We start from the raw sequence: 24,472 nt of genomic DNA on the forward strand, positions 1-24,472 counted from the left end.
TGCTTACACATTGATACGGGTCTCAAGCATCAATTCACGCGGCAGCGCAAACACCACCTGTTCACGGATGCCGTCTTGCTCAATCACTTCAGCCGCGCCCCAATCTTTGAGTTGCGCTATCACGCGCTCAACCAGAATTTCCGGAGCTGATGCACCAGCGGTCACGCCGATGCGTGTGCGGCCATCTAACCAGGTGCGCTGAATATCTTCAGGGCCATCAATCAGATAGGCGACACAGCCCTGTTTTTCGGCCAGTTCGCGCAGGCGGTTCGAGTTAGAGCTATTCGGTGAGCCAACCACCAGCATCAGTTCGCAGCGTGTAGCTAGATCGCGGATCGCATCTTGCCGATTCTGGGTCGCGTAGCAGATGTCGCTTTTTTTCGGCCCCTGAATCGCCGGAAACCGCGCTTGCAAGGCGGCGATGATCTCGCGGCTATCGTCCATCGACAGCGTGGTTTGCGTGACATAGGCTAGCCGTTCGGGATCGGCGATGACTAGCGATGCCACATCCGCCGCCGTTTCAACAAGGTGCATGGTTGCGCCGTCAGCAGCATTCACAAATTGACCGAGGGTGCCTTCGACTTCGGGATGTCCGCGATGACCGATCAACACCACGCTGACGCCGTTGTTGCAGTAACGCGCCACTTCCAGATGCACTTTCGTCACCAGCGGGCAGGTAGCATCGAACACGCGCAGTCCGCGTGCTTCAGCCGCCTGACGCACACTTTGCGGCACACCATGCGCACTGAACACCAACGTTGCGTTATCGGGCACATCGGCAAGTTCTTCGATAAAAATGGCACCGCGCTGGCGCAAGCCTTCGACCACAAAACGATTATGCACGACCTCATGCCGCACATAGATGGGTGCGCCGTAGCGTTCAAGCACGCGCTCGACGATGGCAATAGCGCGATCAACACCGGCACAAAAACCGCGCGGATTGGCAAGTTCGATGTTCATAAATAACCCGTTTTTGTTGTGACGCCGCTAAGAGCCTATCCCAAAATGCCGGTAGCCCGCCAAGTGATGATCCCGAGCGCCAGATGGATCATGGCCAAGTAGGTGTCATCGCGCTTCTCCCAGCGCACCAACAGGCGACGGAAGCGATTCATCCAGCTGTGTGTGCGCTCCACTACCCAACGCCGGGGCTTGAAATCTGGGTGACGCACGATCGCTTCGACCTCCTCGCCCCGCGAGCGAATGTGCGGCGTGAAACCGAATTCCTCGGCGATGGCGCGTACCTCATCGTAGTCATAGCCAGCATCCAGGCACAGCCCCTGGGGCGTTTCGGGCGTGGGGGCCGGTCGTGGGACGATGATCGCCTCCAAGGTCGTGCGCGTGAGCTTCATGTCGTGGCGGTTGGCCCCGTCGATGGCCACCGCCAGCGGGAGGCCAGCGCCTTCCGTCAACAGGCTGCGCTTGACCCCCTGCTTGCCCCGATCCGTCGGGTTGCGGCCTGTTTTTTTGAGCCAGCCAGCGGGGCTTTGGTCATCGCCCCATCCATCGACAGCCACGACCAGTCGATGCCTTTGAGTTCATCGTATTTGAGCACACCGGCCTGCCAGAAGCGCTCGAACACGCCAGCCTCCACCCACTCCAGAAACCGTCGATGCGCCGTGCTGCTCGAACAGATCCCAGTGGCGTTCAGGGCATTCCATTGACAGCCCGTGCGTAACACGAACAAGATCCCCTCCATCACCACCCGATCCTCGATCCGGCGGCGATGGCAGCCCAGCGGATGGGCCGGTGGTTGGTACACGGGCAACAGGGGTTTGAGCTGTGCCCACAGGGCGTCGGATAACCGCCAACCATCGTCTTTAACCGCCAATCTCATCGTCGCTCTGACTCCTGTGATCGAGGAAACTTCTGCCTAGAATACTACCTTTTGAGATAGGCTCTAAGAGCTATCAGATAGTGTTAAATTTTTTAACAAAATCTACTAAATTCTACCGTTTTATTAACATAAAAAGCACTTGACACGCTTAAGTAGCGGGTGCATGTTCCCGCATGCTCGATAACCAAGAGCATCGGTCTTTAACACGTTTGAGTATCGGGTTTCCAGCACGACTTGCTGCTGGTGTAAAACTCAAAGCATATCTAAGACCGTTTCGCGTCTGTGCGGTGCACAGACCTTGCCGGATGGGGCCATGTGTGACCAAACACGGGCGCGTTAATATTTGTTAACGAAAATCCATCAGTAACTGGCGGATGTTGAGCAGCGCTGTGCCCATCACCACCCGATCCCCGGCCTGTAAACAGCGTGCCCCGCTGATCCGCTCATCGTTGACATAGGTGCCGTTGGAGCTTTGCAGATCGGTGATTTCAAGTTGTTTGCCGTGCGCGTCGTTGATAACCGTCAGGCGAGCGTGATAGCGCGAAACCGTCGCCGAGGCGAGGGTGAAATCGACATCAACGCCGCGCCCGAGTACACATTGCCGATCAATACTCAAGGACACCGGGCGGCTGGCGCTATTGTCAATCGTCAAGTCAAACAGCAGCGTCACGCGGCAGGCGGGTTCAACGGCAAGCGGCGTGATGCGGGTTTCCTGCGTTTGATGGGCAAATGACAACACTGTGTTGCCTTGCAGCCAGTTCAGCAAGCGCGTCGCCGAGGCATCAAGATCACTGCGAAAATCAACAAACTGCACGATCCCCAAGCGCAGATGAATCGCCGACGGGTCGCAGGTGTGGAGCATCACCGGCACAATACTGCCCTTGCGTTTTTCCATCGCCCAATGCACTTCAGCCCGCACCCAATCAGAATCAGCGGCATCGGGTGACAGCACCACGATAAACCAATCCGCCCGCCGCAATTCCTGATGCAGTTGGCGCTCCCAATCCACGCCCCATTCCAGATCGCCGCTCGAACACCAGACCGACATTCCAGCGTGTTCAAGCAGCGGTTTTAAGTACTCGACGACAAAGACGGCGTCTTTTGATGAGTGACTGATGAAGATTCTGGCCACATTAAATCGCTCATAAATACCTGAGATATGCTGCAAAATCTGCGGCAGTATGTCGCGCCGTGCGGCGTTGGACAAGCACCCGTCGCCTCGCTGTGCTCAGATAGGGCGCGGTTATTGTTGTGCATTCTAATCGTCTAGTGGTTTTACAAAATCAAACGGTGCAAGTTAGGTTATCGAATCGTTTAACGGTTGACGATAGCGCAGCGCATCAAAACTATGAACCGCGACCAATCCTTCCCGCCCTGCCGCAACTCGGGCATACTGCGCGGCTTTTTGCGCTAGGGGGCCACCATGTTCAAAAATGCTCGTTTCTTCCGTCTGGATCAGCCGTTCGAGTTCACGGCGCTCGAACTGGAAGCGGCACTCGGCACGCGCCGCTTCCGCCCCTGTGGCCCGATTGAAACCGCAACACTCGGCTGGACAGCGCCCTTAGGTGAGGACGCACAAGCATTGGTGCAGGCGGTGAGTGGCTGCTATCTGATCTGCGCTCGCCGCCAAGAACGGCTGTTGCCCGCTGCGGCGATCACCGAAGCCCTCGACGAGCGGATCGCGGAACTGGAAGCCGGTGAAGCGCGGGATGTGGGTCGCGCTGAACGGCGGCGACTGCGCGAACAGATTATTAACGAGATGCTGCCGCGTGCCTTCACTCGCTCGCGCCGCACGCAACTGTATCTCGACACGGAAAGCGGTTGGCTGGTCGTGGATGCGGCGAGCGAGAAACAGGCCGAAGATGTGGTCTCGCTGCTACGTGAAACGCTCGGTTCACTGCCGGTCAAACTGCCCGATCCGCTGCATCCGGTGGCGAATCTGCTCACGGCGTGGCTGCTGGAAGACTGCGCCCCGCCGGATTTTGTCGCCGCTGATGCCTGCGAATTGCGCGAGATCGGCGAACAGGCGGGCGTGGTGCGCTGTAGTCGTCACAATCTAGCCTGCGAAGAAATCCTCAATCATTTACGTGCCGGCAAACAGGTCACTAAGCTGGCGCTGGTGTGGGATGAGCGGTTGAGTTTTACGCTGGCTGATGATTTGTCGCTCAAACGTGTGCGCGTGAATGATGCGCTGCTGGAACAGTTAGACGGCGATGAGCTGGATCCAGCACAGCGGCTGGATGCTGAATTTGCACTGCTGGCATTGCAGATGCGCGAGTTGCTGACGCGGTTTGATGCGTTGTTTGGTTTAACTGACGCCTCAGCCGATGCCGTGATACCTCGCGCCAGACACGACCGCATCTGAATCTGAAATGGCGGTGATGGTGCGCACATCAGCGCCGTTGCCGGTTTATACTGCGCGGCTTTGCGACCTGTCCCATAGCACCCACCATGCACCGTACTGACGACCTCCGTATCCGCGACATCACCCGTGTGCGCTCACCGCGTGAACTGCACGAAGAATTTCCACTGTCCGAGACCGCTGCAAACACGGTTTATGACACCCGCCATGACATCCAGCGCATTTTGCACGGACGCGACGAGCGGCTGTTGGTGGTCGTTGGCCCCTGTTCGGTTCACGATCCTGAAGCGGCGCTGGAATACGCAGCACGGCTCCAACCGGTACGCGAAGCATTAGCCGAACAGTTGTTAATTGTTATGCGTGTGTATTTTGAAAAACCGCGCACAACAGTTGGCTGGAAAGGATTGATTAACGATCCGAATCTCGACGGCAGTTTTGAGATTAACAAAGGATTAGGTATTGCCCGTAAATTGCTGCTGGATCTCAATAATCGTGGCATTCCTGCCGGAACGGAATTTCTCGATCTGATTAGCCCACAATATATCGCCGATCAAGTCAGTTGGGGCGCGATTGGGGCGCGTACCACTGAAAGTCAGGGCCACCGTGAATTAGCGTCAGGATTATCCTGTCCGATTGGCTTTAAGAATGCGACCAATGGCGATGTCAAAGTTGCAATCGACGCCATTCATGCCGCTGCTCGCCCGCATGTATTCATGTCCGTGACCAAAGAAGGACAATCGGCGATTTTTAGCACCACCGGCAATGCGGATACGCATATTATTCTGCGCGGCGGTCAGCGTCCGAATTATGATACCGAGAGCGTCAATATTGCGGCTGAACAAATTACCGCATCGGGGCTGACGCCGAAAATGATGATCGACTTCAGTCATGCCAATAGCGGCAAACGACCCGAAAAGCAAATTCGTATTTGTCAGGATGTCGCGGGGCAAATTGCACGCGGTGATCGGCGTATTCTGGGCGTGATGATTGAAAGTCATTTGGTCGCCGGGAATCAAAATCCGGCAGCCTGTGATGATCTGATCTTTGGTCAGAGTATTACTGATGCCTGCGTTGGTTGGGATGATACCGAGCCGATGCTGCATGAATTAGCGGAAGCGGTCGCGAAACGGCGAACGTGCTGCTGAAAAAGTAGCGCCTAGTCGAGCGCGATAACCAGCCTTTTCGAACCTACGACGCCACAGCGAAACCACGCATGTCCACTGACTCCACTGCGACCCCTTCGATCACACCGGCCATCCACGTTCTGCACAACCGCGTTATTCTCGTGACCGGCGCGTTGGAGGGCGTGGGCCGCGCCGTAGCATTGGCCTGCGCTGCCGCCGGTGCCAGCGTGATTTTATCCTCATTTGAGCAGGCCGATTTAGAGCCGGTCTACGATCAGATCGTCGCGGCTGGGTATCCCGAACCGGCTATTTTGCCGCTCAATCTCGACACAGCCACCGAGCCGACATATCTCGCCGCTGCTGCCGTGATTGGTGACACCTTCGGGCGGCTCGATGGGCTGGCGCATTGCGCGGTTTCTGCGCCCTTTTTGAGCCGCATCGACGACTATGACGCGAACGAATGGGAGCGGGTCATTCGCATCAATCTAAATGCGCCTTTTTTGTTGACGCAGGCGTGTTTGCCACTGTTACGGTTGGCGGAAGAGGCGGCGATAGTGTTCACCGCTGACCGCGTTGGGCGGCAGGGTTTGGCGTATTGGGGCGCGTATGCGGCGGCGAAATTCGGCATCGAGGGACTGATGCAGGTGTTAGCCGAAGAGACCCGCGCATCAACCCAGATGCGCGTCAACAGTCTCGATCCGGGCATTCTGCGCACTGCGCTCCGCGCTAATTTGTACCCGGGTGAAGATCCGCACAGTCATCCCGATCCGGTGACGGTTGCTCCGGCGTATGTCCAGTTGCTCGGCCCCGAGGGGCGCGAGCTGACTGGACAAGCGTTGCGGGTGGAAGCGGGACGGGCGGTGTTGATTTAGGCAAATTGCCGTACTTTTGAAGATTAAAGGCGCATATTGACTGCCAAAGGCTTCGGTTTTGGCAGTGCCTATCTCAGACGTATTAAGGCATGACTATTCCACACCTGCGCTAATCACCCTCAGCATGAGCCGTAGCACGCGCCACATCATCCGGCTGGGCAGCAGCCAACGTCAGCAACAGCGCCTGCCCGCGTACATCCGTGCGCCGAAAATGATCGATCAACTCCAGCTCGCGAGCGGAAAACGGCCCACGATCATCCAGACACAGCAGATAGGTCGGCGTGACGGTTTCTAACGCGCTGGCCAGCGCGTGCGCCTCTTCCAGCCCCATGCGGCGGAGTCCTTGCTCATAATTGCTAATGCGTGACTTAGACAAAGAATGTGTCCGCGCCGAGAGATCGGCCAGACTGAGCTGGTGCGCATGTCGAACGGCGCGTAGACGCTGGCCGATCCGTTTGGTCAGATCTAAGGTTTGCTTGAGGTTATGCAAGACAGTCTCATCGTGTATGGTGTTGCTATTGTGGACATTTTAGAGGAAGGCGCACACACGCTGCCTGTTCACCCGACGAACGGGCAAGCCGTATCGGTCGGCAGTCAGCGTGGGGCGATGAGCGGGGATGCGGACGCAGGCGACGACGGTTTACAGCCGATTAGCCGAGAAGCGCGTCTTCCCATTCGGTGTCGCCGGAGGCTTGCGGTTGCAGCGGCGGCGGTGGTTCGACAAGACGATCAGCGAATACACGATCCAGTGTTTTAATAAAACACTTGGTTTGCGGCGAGAGAAATTTACCGCGCCGTTGGACAATGCCATAACTGCGTCGAGGGAAATACTGTCCAATGGGAATGCGACCGAGCTTTTCTTCGCCGGTTAAACACACATCCGTGACAATAGAAATGCCGAGACCAAGTTCGACATATTTTTTAATCACTTCCCACCCGCCAGCTTCCATTGTGACGTGATAGCTGAGATTGTGTTGTTTAAACACCAGATCGACTAAGCGCCAGGTGCTCAAATGACGCGGCGGTAAAATCAAGCCATAGGGCGCGATTTCTTCCAGCGTGACATAATCTTTTTCTGCCAACGGATGATCGAGCGGCGTAATCAGCGTCGGTTGATAGGTGACAAACGGGCGATAGGTAATATCGTCGGGGATTTCGAGCATCGAGCCGACCGCTAAATCGGCTTCATCAGCACGCAGCATCGCCAGCCCATCACGCCCCGTGACATTATGCAATTTCAATTCGATGCCTGGGTATTGTTCGACAAACGCCTGAATTGGCTCGGGCAGAATATAGAGAATCGTCGATTCACCAGCGGCGATATTCAGCACGCCTTGATCGACGCGCCCGGCTTGGGTAGCGAAGGCTTCGTGGAGCTTATCCATACCCTCGACCAGCGGTTCGGCCATTTGATAGAGCAAATCGCCCTCGGGGGTGAGTTTGATCTTCGGGCCGCGCCGCTCAAAAAGTACGGTGCCGAACTCGCGTTCTAGTGCCTGAATTTGCAATGAAACAGTCGGTTGACTGAGAAAGATTTTTTCAGCCGCTGCGCTGACACTGCCGGTGCGGGCGGCATGACAAAAGGCACGTAACTGCTTGAGTCGGTTTTGTTTGTAATGAATCTGCGAGCCTGAACCCACGATGACACCTATCTTTTGCCGTTTAATGACAATTGATGGTATCTCACAAAAGTCATTGTTGACATCCTCCCGCCCTAAAAGATGGGGATTCCTCCAGCGAGACGGCACTGTCCTGCCGCGAGAATGTTCCGTGCTGCATTGACATCGCGGTCATGCAGTGTCCCACAGTCTGGACACGTCCATTCTCTTATTCCAAGTCCTGTTCTACCTTTCGGACTGCTGGCAGACATACGTCCGCAGCACGAACAAGTTTGGGTACTGTAAGCTTCATTGACGACGAGAAACACGCCTTGCATCCTTTTGGATTTTGCATCAAGTTGTGTTTTGAGCATGTACCATCCGGCATCTAGGACGGATTTTGCCAGCTTAGTTTTGGCCAGCTTGGAACTGCTCACATCGCCAATAACGATCAATGAATTTTCACGCACCAATTGCGTGGTGAATTTGTGGATAGCATCCGCTCGACGGTTTTTGACTTTTGCGTGGATTGCTTTGACGCGCTGTTTCTTGTTGGCGCGTTGAGCTATGCCTAATTGTTTTTGAGCGTTGCGGTAAAATTGATTGGCTTTGAGCTTCACGCCATTTGAACAAGTGGCATAATCTTTCAATCCAAGATCAATACCAATTTCCCCGCGCCCCGATAGTTCAACTACTGGCACTTTCACGACGACATTGAAATACCAGCGTCCCCGCGTATCTTCTGAAAAACAGCCAGAACGAAATTCATACTGGCTCAGTCCGTAGCTATCCCAGACCTTGAAGAAATGGCCATTGTGCCTGACTTGTCCGTTTTTCCAGACCGTAGCGCCTGACTTGAATGGAATCCAGCCGAGTGAGCGGCGACTGCCGCCAGAGCATCGCCAGCGAAGTTTGTCTTTTTTAAACTGTTTTCTGGCTTTGGCGTGGGCTTCAGTCACTTCCTGCACGGTTTGCGAATGAATTGTAAATCCGTGCGCCTTTTTGAACGCGGCTTGACTCTTAGCTAAATCAAACGCTGAAAAGTGAGTCCGTACCCAACCAACTTCAGGAATCGGAATATAGGAATACTCAGCCGTAATGGCATTGGCTTCATTCCACACTTGATTACACTCATAAGCCCATTGACGCAGCAGCTTAGCGTGCTTGTCTTTCACTCGCACTTTGAGTGTTTTTAATATGGTAGCTTTTGTAGCCATGTAATATATTCTGTGCTTTGTCAATCAAGATTACAACATAAAAAACGCACAATACACATCAATTCAAGTGAAATTTGATACCTACCGAAAGCTTAAAAAAGCCGCTACTGATGAGGATATTTCATTTGCGCACATGATAGATAGTCTGCTTGATCTTTACAAACGGGAGAAAGCTAAAACACTTACATTCCCGCTCTGAAAGGCGGGGTTTTAGGCGAAACAGATAAAAGTAATAAATTTTGTTGTTAGTTAGCCGCCAGCGATCAGCTTCCAGCCTGATTGAGCTGGAAGCTGGCAGCTCTTCAACCATCAAGCTGGCTGAGGATGTTACGCGCTACTTGACGTTGGGTAGCGTCGCCTTCTTCGAGCACTTGATAGAGCATCTGGCGGGCGGCGAAGTCGTTGCCAAGATCGCGCAGGCGGTTGGCGCGGATGAGCTTATCTTCAACGGCGGCGCTGGCTGGATCGACCGACGGCGCAGCGGGCGGCGCGATTGGCGGCGGCGCGGATGCTGACTCAGCGTGCGCGTCATCTTCGGCTTCGTGGCGATCTAACGCAGCGTTGCGTTCGGCTGTGGTCAGCGGGTGCCACGCTTGCGCATCAGGCGCTGTGGTTTTTTTAACTGGCGGCGGCGTGTCGTCGGGTTCAGTAGGGCGCTGTTTGAGCAGCAATCTGGAAAACAGCACGCCGACCTCGAATAACATCCACATCGGCACGGCGAGCAGTGTTTGCGAGAATATATCCGGTGGCGTTAAAAACATGCCAATCACGAATGCGCCGACGATGACATACGGGCGTTTATTGGCCAGATCATCGGGCGTGACCACACCAATCGCGACGAGCAGGATGGTCGCAATCGGAATCTCGAACGCCAGACCAAAGGCAAAAAATAGCGTCAGGACAAAATCCAGATAGGACGCAATATCCGTCATCATCGCCACACCTTCGGGCGTTGTGGCGGCAAAAAAGGCGAAGATCAGCGGGAATACCAAGTAATAGGCAAAGGCAATCCCGAGATAAAACAGCAGGATGCTAGAAACCAGCAGTGGCAGCGCGAGCCGCTTTTCGTGCTGATACAGTCCGGGCGCGATGAACGCCCACAGTTGATAGAGCAGATAGGGCATCGCCAAAAATACGCCGGTAATCAGCGCCAGCTTCAGCGGCGTGAGAAAGGGCGAGGCGACTTGGGTGGCGATCATGGTGTTGCCATCGGGCAACTGCGCAATCAGCGGCGCGGCCACATACGCATACAGTCCGTTGGCAAACGGCAGCAGCACCACTGCCATCACGCCGACGGCGATCAACATGCGGATCAGGCGGTCGCGCAACTCGACCAGATGCGAGATGAACGGTTGTTCAGTGCCCGGATCGGCGGGCGGAAGCGCAAAAGACATGGTTCAAACCTGTGGAATGCTCAAGGTCAGCGTGCGCGGATCGCGTCAATTTCAATTTCAATCTGGCTCAATGTCGCTCAATCTGGGCGGCTGGCTTTTTCGGTCAATCCTGATAGCCCAAAACGGCGCTCCAGTTCGGCGAGCACCGGACGCGGCCCAAGTCCCTGATGCGCCAGCAGCACCAGCGTATGAAACCAGAGATCGGCGATTTCATAGACGAGTTTATCGGACTCGCCATCTTTGGCGGCCATGACGGTTTCGGTGGCTTCTTCGCCGACTTTTTTGAGAATCGCGTCGAGTCCTTTCGCGTAAAGCTTGGCGACATAGGACGAGTCGGGATCGGCGTTTTTACGCGCTTCCAGCACCTCGGCGAGTTGGTCGAGTACGTCGTTCATCGCATCAGATTCCTGATTGTGCGCCCTGATAAATGGCCGTCGGATCTTTGAGTACTGGCGCGATCTCAACCCAGTCTCCGGCGGGATTCAGCGCGCGGTAAAAACAATCATGGCGGCCGGTATGACAGGCAATGCCGCCGCGTTGCTCGACTTCCAGCAGCACAACATCGGCATCACAGTCGATGCGAATGGCGTGAACAACTTGCTGATGCCCCGATTCTTCGCCCTTGTGCCACAGCCGCGCCCGCGAGCGCGACCAATAGACCGCGTGGCCGGTCTCGCGGGTCAGGCGCAGCGCCTCGCGGTTCATCCACGCCAGCATCAGTACGCTGCCGCTGCCGTGTTCCTGCGCAATCGCGGGGATCAAGCCATCTGGCCCCCACGCCAGCGCGTCGAGCCAAGCGTTGTCATCGTTCAGGCTCATGATGCGCCCCCGCTCAAACTATCGGCTAATCGCTGACCGGCGGCAAAATCGAGCGTCCCTTCATAGATCGCCCGTCCGGTGATCGCCGCTTCGATCTTGCCCGCTGCGCACAGGGCGCGGATGTCTTCTAAGTTGGTGATGCCGCCGGAGGCGACAATCGGAATCCGCACCGCATCAGCGAGGGCGCAGGTGGCGGCAACATTAGGGCCAGAGAGCATCCCGTCGCGCCCGATGTCGGTGTAGACAATCGCGCTAATGCCGTCGTCCTCAAAACGTCGCGCTAAGTCGGTAACGCGATGTTCGGTGATTTCCGCCCAGCCGTTGATGGCAACCTGCCCGTCTTTGGCGTCTAAGCCGACCATAATCCGCCCGGGAAAGGCGCGACAGGCGCGGGCGACGAATGCCGGATCCTTGACCGCTTGGGTGCCGATGATGCAATAGCGCACCCCAGCATTGAGATAGGCTTCAATGGTCGCTTCGTCACGGATGCCGCCGCCGACTTGCAGCGGGAGTTCGGGATAGGTGGCGGCGATGCCGCGAATGGCCGCGCCATTGACCGGCTCACCAGCAAATGCGCCGTTGAGATCGACGAGATGCAGGCGACGTGCGCCATCGCGCACCCAGCGTCCGGCCAGCTCGACCGGATCGTCAGAAAAAACGGTTTCATCATCCATGCGGCCTTGACGCAGCCGCACGCAGCGACCGTCTTTTAAATCAATTGCGGGAATCAGCAACACGGGTTCGCTTCCTGTAATCTTGGTACGCGGTCATGCGGTACGCGGTGCGTACCCTACAGTGCGCCTTTGGTCGAGGGTGTGATACCGGCCATGCGCACATCCGGTTCAACCGCCATGCGCAAGGCGCGTCCGAAGGCTTTGAAGATGGTCTCGGCCTGATGATGGGCATTGACGCCGCGCAGATTATCGATATGCAGCGTCAGGCCCGCATGATTGACCAGCCCTTGAAAAAACTCTTGGAATAAATCGACATCGAACGCGCCGATCTGCGCCCGGGTAAAGGTGACGCCATAGACCAGTCCGGGCCGTCCTGAGAGATCAATCACCACCCGCGACAGCGCCTCGTCGAGCGGCACATAGGCATGACCATAGCGGCGGATACCGGTTTTGTCGCCGAGTGCCAGCGCCAGCGCCTGCCCGAAGGTGATGCCCAAATCTTCAACCGTGTGATGGTCGTCGATATGCCGATCACCGTCGGCGGTAATGTCGAGATCAATCAGGCCGTGACGAGCGACCTGATCGAGCATGTGTTCTAAAAACGGCACGCCGGTCTGAAACGACGCCTGCCCCTGACCATCGAGGTTGAGGTTGACGCGGATCTGGGTTTCGAGCGTGCGGCGCTCGACTACAGCGCGACGGGGAGTATCCAGTGGTGACATAGCTCGCGGATGATCGTTCAGCGGTGCGCCGAGGTGCGCTTAAAGAGCGGCATTAAACCACAGCTTGATACGGGAGCCTATCGAGTGGAGTGGTCAGACATCTTGGTATATGCCGTAAAGATCGCCGCGTCGCTCTGCTACACTGCGTCGCTCATCGAGTTGGAGTTCCCGCTTACACTAGCGGTTCAACGCTGCCGCCCACGCTTTGTCCTTCATGCCAGCCATTGACACCAATTGCTTAAACCATCGCCGCCGTACACAATACGCGGGATTGCTGATGCTCATGCTCAGTCACCTGCCGCTGACGGCTGCACAGGCCCAACCGACGCCAACGCCTGCCGAAGCGATGGCGCAGGCGATAGCACGCATGATGGAAAGCATGGGCTTGACGGGGCCAACGCCTGCGACAGCGGTCGGCGTACCACCGCTGCCCTCGGCACTGAATCCAGCAGCTACGCTGTCACCCTGGCCGACTCCGACTCCCGATCAAGCCGCCCAGCAAGCCGGAACAGTTGCCGAAAGTACGTGGCGCACCTTACAGAACGCATTGAACGCCGCTGCCCCACCATCCGGTACGGCGCTTGAAGGGTTATGGGAAGACAATCAAGGCGGATTGCTGATTGTGCAGGGCCGGTTTTATCGCCTCTATTCCGCCTGTCGCGGCTATATCGAGGGCGAGATTCGGGTGCAAGCGGCGCAAGTGGAGTTGAGTAATCGGAGCGAGCAGTTCGCCCAAAGTTTTGAGTTTGCGTTGGATCAGGGGCGGCTGGCGCTACGCGATCAACAGGGACAGTTGTATCTATATCGCCGTTTGATTCTGACGCCGACAGCAGAACCAGCACACTGAGCGCGACTCGGATTTGTCGGGAGAAGAGGAAAGCTGGGAGGAAGATTAAGCGCCTAGCCCAGATGGCGGCGCTAACAGCTTGATTAGCGAGGAAAATGTGGAGGCTGAGCCCGGAATCGAACCGAGGTACACGGCTTTGCAGGCCGCTGCATAACCACTCTGCCACTCAGCCTTGAGAGCATGGTATTATACGCAGCTCTCGCCCGCCTGTCACCCCCTAGCAGCAATTTTCGTGGGAAACTTCACCGTCCCTCTCGCCCCGCCCACACCCGCAACCCAAGCAACACCGCGACAAACACCCCCACGCCGCCGCCGATCCACAGCCCAGAGGTCAGCGGATCGCGCTCAAAGATTGCGGTTTGATAAAAAAGCGTTGCGACCAAGAAGGCAACGCCGGTTGTCCAAAAGCCGACAAAGCTCGCCCAAGCTGCGCCGGCTTCGCGGACAATGGCCCCAATGGTCGCGATGCAGGGAAAATACAGCAGCACAAAAAGCAGATAGGCAAAGGCTCCCGCTTGCCCGTCAAAGCGTTCGATCATGGCCCCAAAGGTCGCCATTTGCACACCTTGTTCAGCAGCGGCGCTCTCGGTGTCGCTGGCTTCGCCGATGTCGAGTCCGAGCGGATCGAGCAGCCGCGCCCCAAGTCCGCCGAGATTCTCACCAATCGAGCCGACCGCCGCACTCAGCGCCGACCACAGATCAAAGGGTTCAGACTCGATGATCGGATGCGACTCCGCAGCCAAGCGGCCATAGAGCGAATCGAGCGTGCCGACGATCACTTCTTTGGCCAACACGCCGGAAAACACGCCTAACACCGCTGGCCAGTTGTCCTCACGAATGCCGAGCGGCGCAAACAGCGGCGTGGCGGTGCGGCTGACTTCGGCCAGAATCGACTGCTCGCTATCGACATTGCCCAGACTGCCATCACTGCCGATGGTAGCCAGTAGATTGAGCGCCAGCACCATCAACACAATGATCTTGCCGGCCTCGCGCAAAAACAGCTTGACCCGATCCCAGGTGCGCAACAGCACGCCCTGTACTGTGGGCAAATGATAGGGCGGCAGTTCCATCAGCAACCCTGAGCTATCGCCCTTGAGCAGTGTGTGTTTCATCGCTAATCCCGAAAGAATGGCGACTGCGATGCCACTCAGATAGAGCACAAAGACCAGATTCTGTCCCGAATGCGGAAAAAAGGCCGCCGCAAACAGCGCATACACCGGCAGGCGTGCCCCGCAAGACATAAACGGATTCATCAAGATTGTCAGCTTGCGCTCGCGTTCGCTTTCAAGCGTGCGCGTCGCCATCACTGCCGGCACATTGCAGCCAAAGCCGACAATCAGCGGCACGAACGCCTTGCCCGGCAGACCGATAGAACGCATAAAGCGATCCATCACAAAAGCCGCCCGCGCCATATAACCGGAATCTTCGAGCATCGACAGCACGATATATAAACTGGCGATCACGGGAATAAAGGTGCCGACCACTTGCAGACCGCCGCCAATGCCGGTGGTTAATACCAGCGTCACCCAGTCGGGCGCATTGACACGCCCCAATAATTCGGCCAGCCCATCGACGAATAGCGCCTGGCCCGCTTGATCGAAAAAGTCGATAAACGCCCCGCCGATGTTCATGGTGAACATGAACATGAGATAAATCATCAGCAAAAACAGCGGGATCCCGAACAGGCGACTGAGCACGACTTGATCGATGCGATCCGAGACGGTGCGCTCAATGCGCCGTTCTTCGCGCACCACGCGCCGTGCCAATGTATGCGCGTGACCAAAGCGCGTATCAGCGATGTGCAAATCGGCGTCTTCACCAGCCCGCACCGCGATGTGCTGGCGCAGGGTTTCAACCAGCTTGAGCGTTTCATCACTCACCGTCCGTTCGACGCTGGCATCAGATTCGAGCAGCTTGAGCGCCAGCCAGCGCGTATTCGCTCGCCCGATGGTCTGGTCAGCGTCGTCAGCGGCAACGGGCACATGCGGCAGCAGTTCCAGCACCGCCGCCTCGACGCATTCGCCATGCGTGAGCGCCCGCCCGGCCGGTTCGCGCCCCTCAGCGACCGCTAACAACCTCGCCTGCAATTCGGTCACGCCGGTTTTGTTGACGGCCACCAGCGGCACAACTGGACAGCCGAGCGCCTCGATGAGCGCGGCGATGTCGATCTGAATGCCGCGTTTGTGCGCCATATCCATCATGTTGAGCGCGATCAACACCGGCACACCCATTTCGAGCAATTGCACAGTGAGATACAGATGCCGTTCCAGATTGCTGGCATCGAGCACATTGACGATCAGATCGGCATCGCGGCTGAGTAAATAATCGCGGGTAACTTGTTCATCGAGCGAACTGGCATCGAGCGAATAAATCCCCGGCAGGTCGATCACCCGCACCTTGCGCCCATCGAGTTCGAGTGCGCCTTCTTTGCGCTCAACCGTCACGCCGGGCCAGTTGCCGGTTGTCTGACGAATGCCGGTGAGCGCATTAAACAGCGCCGATTTGCCGCAATTCGGATTACCGGCAAGCGCCAGCGTCAAGGGGGGATGGCGAGGGGTGGCCTGTTCACTCACGCGGCATGGTCTCCGTGGCTCAGATCGAGATCAGGTTCGGGTTCAGGACGCACCCAGAGTTTTTCTGCAATCCCGACACCAATGGCAATCCGTAGCTCACCGCTGGCTAACACTAACCCCTTTGGTCGGCGTTGCAGAATACACAGCAGACTGCCCTGCCGCAGACCGAGGGCTAACAGACGGCGTGTGAGCTGACGCCCGCCGCGAATTTCGGCCAAACGCGCTGGGGTGTCATCGGCTAGATCAAGGAGCGGGAGCGGTGGGGAGAGCTGGGACATGGGTCGGGTCTGAGTTGAGAAATTGATTGAGGAAGCAACGTCGATAGTGCCCTAGTTTATAGGAAAATAGATTTATCAGACATTTTGATTCAATCGAAGTAAAGCATTGTAATGTTGAATAACATACAACACGCGCAATTCCTGCTAACGAGATACGCTCCAATAGCAATCAAACAGCATCTTTTTGTCATCAGAAATTTGTTCTTTAGCTGGATTTAGAGCAAACTGATGACCACATTCTTTGCAGCGATAGCGTTGCTTTCCAAGCACATTGAAACCATTTTGACCAATTTTTTAGCGTAGCAGTCTGGGCAATATATTGATGCAAACTCCTTGAGCGTAAGATTTGATACAGCAGTATATCGCAATCAATAAATCCTATCGATTAGGGCACTACCTAACCGGATAAAAAACCATCGCTTATATCCTGTAAATTCTGTGAAATACTGTTAATCCTGTCTATTTTAATAATTGATCTCGGTAAAATCTTTCCCGGAAACCGCCTTAAACCAACAGCAGCGTCAGCAGCGTATCAGCCAGCACAATCGCCGTGACTGCGCCGATCATGGTATGCGTTGCTGCTTGGTCGATGCCCTGCGGCTGGCGCGGCGCGGTAAAGCCGTTGACCGTCGCCACCAGCGCAATCAACAGCGCAAACAGCAGCGGCTTGAACACACCTTCGGCCACCAGCGCCGGACTGAGCGTGTGCGTGAGCACCTCCCAAAACAGCACCACCGATACCCCCTCCTGTTGCCATAACCAGAACGCCGTTGCGCTCAACACCGTCAGATTGCCCCACACCGCCGCCGCACAGCTCATCACCAGCATCGCCAACAGCGCCGGGCCGGTTGTAAAGCGGATCGGATCCAATCCGAGCGTCAGCAGCGCGTCACGCTCGCCGGTGACCACCAATGTTGCTTGACGCACCGCCAGCGCCACCCCAGCGCGACCGCTGACTAACACGCCGACCAAGATCGGCACCAATTCGCGGGTGATCGCGTCGATCACGGTCGGCAGCACTAAACTGGGAAAATCCAGCCAGATCAAGATTTTCTGAGTGCGATTGCCCATCAGCAAGCCAGCGGCCAAGCCCATCAGCGTCAGTGCTGGCAGAATCGACAGGCCCGATTGCCGCAATGCTCGCGCCACAGCGGGCACATCTAATTGCGCCCGCCCGATGAGAATCGCGCCATAGAGCCATAGACATTCGCGCAGGGCGAGCAGCGCCAAGCTGAGGCGTTGCGGCCAGCGATAGGCGGTTATCCCCGCTTGATGCCAGTCAGTAGTCAAAATTCCACCGCAGTTGACCGGATAGCGGATCGCGGATCACCTGTTTTGTCGGCGCGACTTCGGGCGGTGCAGCGCCCAGATACACGCCGATTTCTGCTCGGGTCGCAAACCAGCGGTGTCGCTCGGCTTCGCCGTTGAGCACAATGCGTCGTTCAGCGCAGGCGGCAAGCGCCAGCCAAGTTTGATGTGTCAGTGGCGGGTTCATGACTTCGGGCACCAGCCAGAACAGCCGTGCTTGCGCCTGCTCCAGTCCGATCTGCACCACCTGCCGCGCTACCGGATCGCGCAAGGTGCTGGCGATGCCGAGCACACGGTCGGGATAACGCGCCGTCAATCGTGCAAAGAGCGTCTGCGCCAAATGGTGCGCGTCGGCGGCGGTAAGCGTCATGTCCGGCGCGTCGTCGAGCGCGATAATCAACAGCCGCTTAATGCCCAGTTGCGACTGTGCCAGCAGATGCGTGAGATGGCGCACGGCAAAGCGATCTTTGTCTTTACCAGCTTCATTGAGCGCCGCATAGGGAATCAAATCGGGATGCTGTTTGAGCGCATTGTTGCGTTCTGGAGCATACGTCCAGCCGTCGAGATAGCGTTCAGCGGCCCAGCGTTGATGCTCGATCACTGCCAAGCGTTCGACTTCCAGCGAACTGAAGGCGAACGCCTCAACCTCATCATCCGGCACCGCCAGACAGTCAATCAGCGCCAATTTTGCCCAGAGATGATCGGCTTGATGGCGGCTGGCCTGACGATAGGTATCCGGCAGACTCGCCCAAGCTTGCAGCGCCGACGTGGTTTCGGGATCGCCGCCCAGTGCTTCAAATGTATCCCGATAATGCTCGTGAATGGTGCGGGCAATATCATCGCTGAGTCTGGCACGGCGGGCAGCAGCGTGCTGGGCGGTCTGAGCAGCGGAGACGGCAAGCACTTGCCCATCCCAGCGCGGGGCGCAGTCGGCAGTGGCGTGCTCACCGAGTTCGACCAGTATCAAGGGTGAGATCTGTTGTGCCTGAGTAATCTGCGCGGCAAGCTGCTGCGCCTGTGTCCACGCCGCCGCCGGATCGTCCAGACAGACCAGCACCAGCGTGACCGGCGGCGCGTCAGTTAGCGGCGGCGGTGCGGTCAGCGACGCACAGCGTAAGCTGACCACTTGGGCCGCGTGTGGATAGCGCGTGTGTAGCGTCGTCGCCGTCGCCGCTGCATCCGCACACAGCAGCGTTACAGCGGGCAGTGCTTGCCCATAGGTCAGAATTTGCAACGCCTGATCGAGATAGGCCCAAGCTGGCGCGGCCAGCCCAGCGAGCAGCAGATGCGGTGTTTGTCCGAACAGCGGATCAAAACTCGCGTGTAACGGCCAGCGGGCCAGCAATGCGCGGGCGCCGAGCGTGGCCGGGTCGAGCTGTGCCGGGGAAGAAGCTTCAGTAGAGCGTGAGCGACGGCGCAACATGATCTGATGCTCAATCCTGATCGAACCAGGGTGGACGTGCTTCGTGTTCGTGGCGACGGAACAGCGTGCGCGGCTCTTGACGCAGTTCGCGGGCCAGATCGGACAGTTGGCGCGTGGTTTCTTCCAGATTGCTCAGAATCGGCCCGATTGAAGCGGCCAATTCTTGCAGCACATATTGACTATCAGCCAGCGACTGTTGCAACGGCGGGCGATTTTCGCGCAAGGTGTGCTCCAGATTGGCGGTGATCGCCGCCAGATGCTGCACGATTTGTTCTACAGTCGCCGCCCGCTGATTGAGCATTGTGCTTAACGCAGCCAGTTGGGTCGAGCCGCTGGCAATCGCGGTGACAATCCGGCGAATCTCATCGGGATTGATCGCCGCTTCTAACTCGGCGAGATAGTCGCGCAGACTGCGAAAGGTTCCAGCTAAGCCCGCCGCCGCTGCATCAACATCCGCATCGGGCGCAGCGCCGCTGCTGTCGGTGCCGGTGCCGAGTAGTCGTTCGAGTGTGGCAATTTGGTTCGCAATCCGCTGCAAGGCTGGCGCGAGCGTTTCATCAACCAGCCGCGTGATGAGCAGGGTGACATGACTGAGTTGATCGGTCAGTGTCAGCAGGTGATCGATGACATCAGCTTCCCGATCTAGTGTCATCAGACATGCGCCGGACTCCAGCCGCGTCGCACTGCGGCCGGGGAGAATTTTCACCGCATCAGGTTGCAAGGGGCCAGTAGCGCCGATTTGCGCGTGACTATCGGCGGGAATGGGCCAATCGCCCAGCAGCCGTAAGCGGGCGCGAAAGATGGTCGGCGGTAGCTCGCCGTCAGCGCGTGGCTGGCAGTGTGCTGGGCGCGGTGCGGGGGGCGTGTTCAGATTCAGATTTGGGCTGAAAATCGGCTCGATCTGTTCGACTAGACCAATCACATAGCCCTGTTGCATGACCGGCGTGCCGACTTCTAAGCCTTTGGCGTGGAGAAAATTAGCTTCTAACCAATAGGTGCGCTGGCCAAATCCGGGCAAAATCAGCGATAGCACGCCTAGCACCAGCGCGAGCATTCCCAGCACAAACAGCGCCGAGAGCAGCAGATCGCGGCGCATGACCCGCCCGCGTCGTCGTCCGGGTGCGCCGATTTCGGGCGGGGTATAAAACCGTTCGAGCCGACTCACATGGCGGCTCCGGCTGGCATCCCGACGACGGCGCTTAACTCAGGGCGTTGGGCAAGTGCGGCGGGCAAATCCGTAAACGAACCGCTGAAAAGCGGGCGTCCGCGATCCAGCGCGATGACCTGATAATCGCCGACAACTGGCAGCGCGGCGCTGTTGCTGGTGGCAATCAGTGCCAATGGCTGACCGTGACGCGAGCGCATCGCCCGCAATTTGCGCAGACAATCGGCTAGGGTTGCCGGATCGAGGCCATCGGCGAGTCCATCCCAGAGCAATAGCGCCGGTTTGCGCACCAGTGCTCGCGCCAGTGCGACCTGTCGCCGCTGCCCGAGTGAGAGTTCGTGCGGGTGATGCTGTTCTAAGCCTTCGAGTTGAAACAGGGCGATCATAAGGCGGGCGGCGCGTTCCAGATCGGCGCGGGCTTGGGGTTCATCGCGCAAGGGTAGCCACAGATTTTCTAGTACAGTGAGATCAGCCAGCAGCGAATCACCTTGCAACACGACACCAAGTTGATGCCGCCAGGTGCGCAGGGTCGCGGCGGGAAATCGCTCGAATGTTTGACCGAGTAGCCGAATTTGGCCAGCAGAGGGGGGATCGAGTCCGGCTAAAATTCGCATCAGCAGCGTTTTTCCCGCCCCATTTTGGCCACAGATGACGAGCCACCCAGCTTCCGGCAGCGTCAGCGTCAGATCGGCCAGCGCATGACGGGCGTTGACGTGTTGATGGATTGCCGAGAGTTCGAGGAGCATTGGGTGATTTTCACGTTTTTTTGCCGCTGAAAGCGCGGAATTACGCAGAAAAATCTTTGATTTTGTTTTACTGCGTTTTTAGGTCATGAAGCTGGCGCTGTGTGAACAGAAAAAATCTGCAAGCTGATCGCTAAAAACCAAAAAATCACCACGTCAACACCACTTCCGCTCGCACAAAGAAAGAATCATCTTGTCGCGTGTCAGCATAATAATGACCCGGCATGAAATATTCCGCCCCCAAATGTCCCGATACATGTGGGCTGAATGTGCTTTTTAACCAAGCTGTGATTAGATGCCCGCGAAAATCATTATCGCCGCTGAGATTCGGTTGTTGCGCCGTGACGCGGGTGCTCAATTCATCTGCCCAGAGTGCGTGATAATCAAGCAATAATTGCGTCGTCGGATGCACCTGTGCGATCCAGCCGAGATTAAGCCGTTGCAAATTCGTCGCTTCACCGCCGCGTGCATCTAAATTCCAATGATAAATCAATAGCTCATTCCATTGCGTCCAGCGCCCCCAGAGCGGATCAAAGGCTTCATCTTCTGCGCTATCGGGATCATCGCCGGAGAGATATTCGAGATCGACATGCACTTGATTTTTTAGCGCATCCTTAAAGCTATAAGTCAAGCGACTATTCAAACCAAAGGCGCGTAAATCCCGATCATTGCGCGTGCCCCATTCGTAAACACTCTCAGCGCGTAGTGCCCAATTCGGCGTCAACTTAGCCTCAGCACGCACACCAGCAGCATAAATATCGCCGCGATCACTCGGCGAGGGAAAAATCATCCCGTTGTTGCGACGCAAAGTATTTGGCGTATCCGAAACACGATTGTGTTTATAAAGCGCGTAGGCATCAAGCGTGGTGTCTGGCAGCAGCGTACTATTCCGTCCGTAAAGAATGAAGCCGGTTTCATGTTGCTCAATTTGATCTTCAATATCATTATCGAGCGGCTGTGGAAAGCGATCCGTGTCGGCATTTTGGTCAATGTAAATAAAATCTAGCGTGGTGCCGTGTGATTCGAGCGTATAGGTTGCGCGGATGGCATCGAAATAAATCGAGCGTGCGCCATCAAGCGGCGTGCCGTCGAATACCAGCCAGCCATTCCCGAGCCGAATATCTTGTCGCCCAAGTTTGATTTGCAGCGGCAGCCCGCCGAGCTGGTCGAGTTGAATCATCAATTGGTCAAGCAAAACTCCGCCGCTATACCAAGTTTCCAGCGTCGGCATATCGGTGCGCGTCGGTTCATCATAATGACGACCTTCCCAGAGCAGGCGGGCGCTGGCGTGCAGATGATCGTTGAATGCGTAGGTGCCCCACAGTCGGGCGCGATACCGCTGGAAAGTACGATCAGCGGTGGCGCTATCAGCCGTGTGGCCAACATTGTCTACCCAAGTTTGACGCAACCGGACATCTGCGCCCCACGTAAAAGGCGTTGTGTCCGATTCCGCCACAACCCCCGCACCGGTGAGCATCGCACCGAGTCCAGCGGCAAGCAGGCCGAGCTGTTGCGTATTCATCGCGGTCTCTCGTGGTTATGAGCGTACAGCTTCCAGCTTTCGGCTGTCAGCGGCCAGCACCCTGAGCCGTTCTAGTGTGAGCGCGGCACCAATGCCTCGTATAGCGCCGAATAATCGGCTTCCGCATAGCCTTGCTGTTCGGCTTGGCGACAGCTTGATTCAATCGCTGCCAGCAGATGCGTATCGAGTCCGACAGCTTCCGCAACACTGCGGAATAGGCCAACATCTTTGCGCAAGTGCTTGAGCGGAAAATTCGCCGCGCCGTATTCGTGCGCAAGATAATGAGCGAGCTTTTTATCAAAGGTCTTGGCGTAGAGCGCACTGGCTCGCAATAACTCCATGAAGGTTTCGACCTCCAGCCCCTCGCGCCGCACCAGTCCCAGACTCAACGCAAAGGTCGCAGTCAGGCCGGCGATCAGTTGATTCATCGCTAACTTGAGCGCCGCGCCCTGTCCAACGGCACCGATGCGGCGCGGATCGCGGCTCAGATCGTGAAAAACGGGCACGCTGTATTCATATACATTTGGATCGCCGCCAGCCATCAAAATCAGCGTTCCCGCTCGCGCTTCCGGCAGACTGCCGAGTACCGGCGCTTCCAAATATGCGCCACCCTGCGCCGCGATACGTTCGGCCAGCTCACGGCTCTCACGCGGCGCAATGGTGCCCATTTGCACCAGCGTGCGTCCGGCAAGTGATGGCGCATCGTCCGGCGCAAACAGCGTTGCGTGAATCGCGCTGGCATCGCTCAACAGTAAGAGCGTCAAATCTGCATCCGCGATGGCATCCCAGACGCACGCTGCGACCGTCAGACCACGCTGCCGCGCCGCCTCAGCACGCGCCGCGCTGCGATTCCAGCCCGTCACCCGATGCCCGCAGTGTTGAAGCCGTAGCGCAATTTCTGCGCCCAGCAGTCCTAAACCCAGTACCGCGATGTTCATACGTGCCCCATTGATTGCCGTAATGCCTGAATCACCGGCGCGGTCTCTGGTCGCACGCCGCGCCAGAGCCAGAACGCTTCTGCTGCCTGCTCGACCAGCATTCCCAGACCATCAAGCACCCGCGCTGCACCGTGTTCATGGCCCCAGCGACAAAAGGGCGTCGGCTGATCACCATAGAGCATGTCATACGTCCAACCGTCAGGCGCAAGACAGTCGCTCGGGAGCGTCGGCACCGCGTCGGCAAGTCCGGCAGAGGTCGCGTTGATGATGAGATCGAAGCGTTCAGCGGCCAAATCATCGAGTCCACAGCCGCTGACCGGCCCGAGCGGTGCGCCCAGCGCGGCGAGTGCGTGCGCTTTGGCGGTAGTGCGGTTGGCGATGACGAGGCAGCGCAGTCCGCTGGCAAGCAGCGGTTGCAATACACCGCGTGCTGCGCCGCCTGCACCGAGTAACAGCACGCGCCGCCCGTTGAAATCGAACCCGTGATTCTCAACTAGATCGCGCACCAGTCCGACCCCATCGGTGTTGTCGCCGCGCAGTCGCTCGCCGTCAAGTCGGATCAAAGTATTGACGGCGCCAGCCAGTTCCGCCCGCGCACTGCGTTCGTCGGCAAGCGCCCACGCCTGTTCTTTGAACGGCACGGTGATATTCAGTCCGCAGCCACCATTCGCAAAAAAACGCCGCACCTCGCCCGCGAAGTCATCCAGTGCGCCGAGCAGTCGCCCGTATTCCAGATCTTGTCCGGTTTGACGCGCAAAGGCGGCATGAATCAGCGGGGATTTGCTGTGCGCAATGGGGTGGCCGATGACGGCGTAGTGGTTTGGCATGGTGTGTTGTGATGCGAGCTATCAGATAGTGGTAAATTTTTTAACAAAAAATCACAAATTTTACCGTTTTGTTTTGCATAAAAAGCACTTGACACGCTTAATGAGTATCGGGTTTCCAGCACGACTTGCTGCTGGTGCGCGATGCGCGACTTTCTATCCAACTGTAATGAGCCCCTCGAACTGTAGATCGGGGCGTCCTAGGGAGCGATTGATCCAGATGGCCAGCGTATGC

Annotated in this window: 25 protein-coding genes and 1 tRNA gene; 4 read left to right on the forward strand and 22 right to left on the reverse strand. The window is 57.1% G+C overall.

What is annotated here, in order from left to right; all coding sequences use genetic code 11:
• Positions 1 to 3: 3 nt before the first annotated feature.
• The 3 genes from ispH to BLW10_RS07655 form a co-directional block, all read right to left on the reverse strand.
• A complete protein-coding gene (ispH, locus tag BLW10_RS07645) occupies positions 4 to 960 on the reverse strand; it encodes a 4-hydroxy-3-methylbut-2-enyl diphosphate reductase (RefSeq protein ID WP_091333621.1) in 957 nt (318 codons plus the stop codon).
• 35 nt (positions 961 to 995) lie between these two features.
• Positions 996 to 1,834 (reverse strand): IS5 family transposase gene (locus BLW10_RS07650; protein WP_218139704.1). Its coding sequence is split into 2 segments (ribosomal slippage): positions 996 to 1,466 and positions 1,469 to 1,834, totalling 837 coding nucleotides; the frame shifts between segments, so codons are not numbered across the junction.
• Positions 1,835 to 2,180: 346 nt separating this feature from the next.
• Complete coding sequence (locus tag BLW10_RS07655; protein WP_091333624.1) at positions 2,181 to 3,041, reverse strand: TIR domain-containing protein; 861 nt, start codon at positions 3,039 to 3,041, stop codon at positions 2,181 to 2,183.
• 216 nt (positions 3,042 to 3,257) lie between these two features.
• On the opposite strand from BLW10_RS07655, the gene BLW10_RS07660 reads away from it, so the two are divergent.
• The 3 genes from BLW10_RS07660 (at position 3,258) to BLW10_RS07670 (ending at position 6,192) form a co-directional block, all read left to right on the forward strand.
• Entirely contained in the window at positions 3,258 to 4,199 is a 942-nt protein-coding gene (locus tag BLW10_RS07660) for a recombination-associated protein RdgC (protein ID WP_091333626.1), read from the forward strand.
• 86 nt (positions 4,200 to 4,285) lie between these two features.
• Positions 4,286 to 5,341: a 3-deoxy-7-phosphoheptulonate synthase gene (locus BLW10_RS07665; protein ID WP_091333627.1), complete on the forward strand. Its 1,056-nt coding sequence runs from the start codon at positions 4,286 to 4,288 to the stop codon at positions 5,339 to 5,341.
• A gap of 68 nt (positions 5,342 to 5,409) precedes the next feature.
• Positions 5,410 to 6,192, forward strand: a complete 783-nt coding sequence (locus BLW10_RS07670; protein ID WP_091333629.1) for an SDR family NAD(P)-dependent oxidoreductase — start codon at positions 5,410 to 5,412, stop codon at positions 6,190 to 6,192.
• 109 nt (positions 6,193 to 6,301) lie between these two features.
• On the opposite strand, the gene BLW10_RS07675 is transcribed toward BLW10_RS07670, so the two are convergent.
• From BLW10_RS07675 to hisB, 8 genes are all read right to left on the reverse strand, one after another.
• Positions 6,302 to 6,682: a helix-turn-helix domain-containing protein gene (locus tag BLW10_RS07675; RefSeq protein WP_091333631.1), complete on the reverse strand. Its 381-nt coding sequence runs from the start codon at positions 6,680 to 6,682 to the stop codon at positions 6,302 to 6,304.
• 160 nt (positions 6,683 to 6,842) lie between these two features.
• On the reverse strand, positions 6,843 to 7,832 hold the full coding sequence (locus tag BLW10_RS07680; RefSeq protein ID WP_091333633.1) for a LysR family transcriptional regulator: 990 nt from the start codon (positions 7,830 to 7,832) through the stop codon (positions 6,843 to 6,845).
• A 74-nt stretch (positions 7,833 to 7,906) separates the two neighbouring features.
• Complete coding sequence (locus BLW10_RS07685) at positions 7,907 to 9,007, reverse strand: RNA-guided endonuclease InsQ/TnpB family protein (protein WP_091333635.1); 1,101 nt, start codon at positions 9,005 to 9,007, stop codon at positions 7,907 to 7,909.
• Positions 9,008 to 9,309: 302 nt separating this feature from the next.
• Entirely contained in the window at positions 9,310 to 10,401 is a 1,092-nt protein-coding gene (tatC, locus tag BLW10_RS07690) for a twin-arginine translocase subunit TatC (protein ID WP_091333637.1), read from the reverse strand.
• 77 nt (positions 10,402 to 10,478) lie between these two features.
• Positions 10,479 to 10,796 carry a phosphoribosyl-ATP diphosphatase gene (locus tag BLW10_RS07695; protein ID WP_091333639.1) on the reverse strand — a complete coding sequence of 106 codons (318 nt, stop codon included), beginning with the start codon at positions 10,794 to 10,796 and terminating at the stop codon, positions 10,479 to 10,481.
• A 4-nt stretch (positions 10,797 to 10,800) separates the two neighbouring features.
• Positions 10,801 to 11,220 carry a phosphoribosyl-AMP cyclohydrolase gene (hisI, locus tag BLW10_RS07700; protein ID WP_091333641.1) on the reverse strand — a complete coding sequence of 140 codons (420 nt, stop codon included), beginning with the start codon at positions 11,218 to 11,220 and terminating at the stop codon, positions 10,801 to 10,803.
• A complete protein-coding gene (hisA, locus tag BLW10_RS07705) occupies positions 11,217 to 11,957 on the reverse strand; it encodes a 1-(5-phosphoribosyl)-5-[(5-phosphoribosylamino)methylideneamino]imidazole-4-carboxamide isomerase (RefSeq protein ID WP_091333643.1) in 741 nt (246 codons plus the stop codon). Before hisA ends, hisI begins: the two co-directional genes overlap by 4 nt.
• Positions 11,958 to 12,010: 53 nt before the next feature.
• Complete coding sequence (gene hisB, locus BLW10_RS07710) at positions 12,011 to 12,616, reverse strand: imidazoleglycerol-phosphate dehydratase HisB (RefSeq protein ID WP_091333645.1); 606 nt, start codon at positions 12,614 to 12,616, stop codon at positions 12,011 to 12,013.
• A gap of 283 nt (positions 12,617 to 12,899) precedes the next feature.
• On the opposite strand from hisB, the gene BLW10_RS07715 reads away from it, so the two are divergent.
• Entirely contained in the window at positions 12,900 to 13,463 is a 564-nt protein-coding gene (locus tag BLW10_RS07715) for a hypothetical protein (RefSeq protein ID WP_177169016.1), read from the forward strand.
• A gap of 98 nt (positions 13,464 to 13,561) precedes the next feature.
• On the opposite strand, the gene BLW10_RS07720 is transcribed toward BLW10_RS07715, so the two are convergent.
• The 11 genes from BLW10_RS07720 to aroE all read right to left on the reverse strand — a co-directional run bounded on the left by BLW10_RS07720 (position 13,562) and on the right by aroE (position 24,240).
• A tRNA-Cys gene (locus tag BLW10_RS07720) sits at positions 13,562 to 13,635 on the reverse strand.
• A 70-nt stretch (positions 13,636 to 13,705) separates the two neighbouring features.
• Complete coding sequence (gene feoB / locus BLW10_RS07725) at positions 13,706 to 16,036, reverse strand: Fe(2+) transporter permease subunit FeoB (RefSeq protein ID WP_091333649.1); 2,331 nt, start codon at positions 16,034 to 16,036, stop codon at positions 13,706 to 13,708.
• Positions 16,033 to 16,314: a FeoA family protein gene (locus tag BLW10_RS07730; RefSeq protein ID WP_091333651.1), complete on the reverse strand. Its 282-nt coding sequence runs from the start codon at positions 16,312 to 16,314 to the stop codon at positions 16,033 to 16,035. Before BLW10_RS07730 ends, feoB begins: the two co-directional genes overlap by 4 nt.
• A gap of 144 nt (positions 16,315 to 16,458) precedes the next feature.
• On the reverse strand, positions 16,459 to 16,584 hold the full coding sequence (locus tag BLW10_RS14520; protein ID WP_425425894.1) for an IS1/IS1595 family N-terminal zinc-binding domain-containing protein: 126 nt from the start codon (positions 16,582 to 16,584) through the stop codon (positions 16,459 to 16,461).
• Positions 16,585 to 16,818: 234 nt separating this feature from the next.
• A complete protein-coding gene (locus tag BLW10_RS07735) occupies positions 16,819 to 17,604 on the reverse strand; it encodes an MlaE family ABC transporter permease (protein WP_245709194.1) in 786 nt (261 codons plus the stop codon).
• Complete coding sequence (locus BLW10_RS07740) at positions 17,594 to 19,045, reverse strand: RyR domain-containing protein (RefSeq protein ID WP_091333654.1); 1,452 nt, start codon at positions 19,043 to 19,045, stop codon at positions 17,594 to 17,596. Before BLW10_RS07740 ends, BLW10_RS07735 begins: the two co-directional genes overlap by 11 nt.
• A 10-nt stretch (positions 19,046 to 19,055) precedes the next feature.
• Complete coding sequence (locus tag BLW10_RS07745; protein ID WP_091333656.1) at positions 19,056 to 20,210, reverse strand: MlaD family protein; 1,155 nt, start codon at positions 20,208 to 20,210, stop codon at positions 19,056 to 19,058.
• The gene (locus BLW10_RS07750; RefSeq protein ID WP_091333657.1) at positions 20,207 to 20,956 is read right to left on the reverse strand and encodes an ATP-binding cassette domain-containing protein; all 750 of its coding nucleotides are present in this window, start codon (positions 20,954 to 20,956) and stop codon (positions 20,207 to 20,209) included. The genes BLW10_RS07745 and BLW10_RS07750 overlap by 4 nt, the downstream gene beginning before the upstream one ends.
• 145 nt (positions 20,957 to 21,101) lie before the next feature.
• Positions 21,102 to 22,475, reverse strand: coding sequence for an alginate export family protein (locus BLW10_RS07755; RefSeq protein WP_091333659.1), 1,374 nt, complete (start codon positions 22,473 to 22,475; stop codon positions 21,102 to 21,104).
• A gap of 71 nt (positions 22,476 to 22,546) precedes the next feature.
• Positions 22,547 to 23,413 (reverse strand): NAD(P)-dependent oxidoreductase, encoded by an 867-nt coding sequence (locus BLW10_RS07760; RefSeq protein WP_091333660.1) that lies wholly within the window; start codon positions 23,411 to 23,413, stop codon positions 22,547 to 22,549.
• Positions 23,410 to 24,240: a shikimate dehydrogenase gene (aroE, locus tag BLW10_RS07765; RefSeq protein ID WP_091333662.1), complete on the reverse strand. Its 831-nt coding sequence runs from the start codon at positions 24,238 to 24,240 to the stop codon at positions 23,410 to 23,412. Before aroE ends, BLW10_RS07760 begins: the two co-directional genes overlap by 4 nt.
• Between the last annotated feature and the right edge of the window lie 232 nt (positions 24,241 to 24,472).

Origin of the sequence: Allochromatium warmingii (genome assembly GCF_900107145.1) — a bacterium.
GTDB lineage: Bacteria > Pseudomonadota > Gammaproteobacteria > Chromatiales > Chromatiaceae > Thermochromatium > Thermochromatium warmingii.

Coding starts and splice junctions, on each gene's coding strand:
- ispH (WP_091333621.1), bottom strand. CDS start 960: ATGAACATCGAACTTGCCAATCCGCGCGGTTTTTGTGCCGGTGTTGAT.
- BLW10_RS07660 (WP_091333626.1), top strand. CDS start 3,258: ATGTTCAAAAATGCTCGTTTCTTCCGTCTGGATCAGCCGTTCGAGTTC.
- BLW10_RS07665 (WP_091333627.1), top strand. CDS start 4,286: ATGCACCGTACTGACGACCTCCGTATCCGCGACATCACCCGTGTGCGC.
- BLW10_RS07670 (WP_091333629.1), top strand. CDS start 5,410: ATGTCCACTGACTCCACTGCGACCCCTTCGATCACACCGGCCATCCAC.
- BLW10_RS07685 (WP_091333635.1), bottom strand. CDS start 9,007: ATGGCTACAAAAGCTACCATATTAAAAACACTCAAAGTGCGAGTGAAA.
- tatC (WP_091333637.1), bottom strand. CDS start 10,401: ATGTCTTTTGCGCTTCCGCCCGCCGATCCGGGCACTGAACAACCGTTC.
- BLW10_RS07695 (WP_091333639.1), bottom strand. CDS start 10,796: ATGAACGACGTACTCGACCAACTCGCCGAGGTGCTGGAAGCGCGTAAA.
- hisI (WP_091333641.1), bottom strand. CDS start 11,220: ATGAGCCTGAACGATGACAACGCTTGGCTCGACGCGCTGGCGTGGGGG.
- hisB (WP_091333645.1), bottom strand. CDS start 12,616: ATGTCACCACTGGATACTCCCCGTCGCGCTGTAGTCGAGCGCCGCACG.
- BLW10_RS07715 (WP_177169016.1), top strand. CDS start 12,900: ATGCTCAGTCACCTGCCGCTGACGGCTGCACAGGCCCAACCGACGCCA.
- BLW10_RS07730 (WP_091333651.1), bottom strand. CDS start 16,314: ATGTCCCAGCTCTCCCCACCGCTCCCGCTCCTTGATCTAGCCGATGAC.
- BLW10_RS07740 (WP_091333654.1), bottom strand. CDS start 19,045: ATGTTGCGCCGTCGCTCACGCTCTACTGAAGCTTCTTCCCCGGCACAG.
- BLW10_RS07750 (WP_091333657.1), bottom strand. CDS start 20,956: ATGCTCCTCGAACTCTCGGCAATCCATCAACACGTCAACGCCCGTCAT.
- BLW10_RS07755 (WP_091333659.1), bottom strand. CDS start 22,475: ATGAATACGCAACAGCTCGGCCTGCTTGCCGCTGGACTCGGTGCGATG.
- BLW10_RS07760 (WP_091333660.1), bottom strand. CDS start 23,413: ATGAACATCGCGGTACTGGGTTTAGGACTGCTGGGCGCAGAAATTGCG.
- aroE (WP_091333662.1), bottom strand. CDS start 24,240: ATGCCAAACCACTACGCCGTCATCGGCCACCCCATTGCGCACAGCAAA.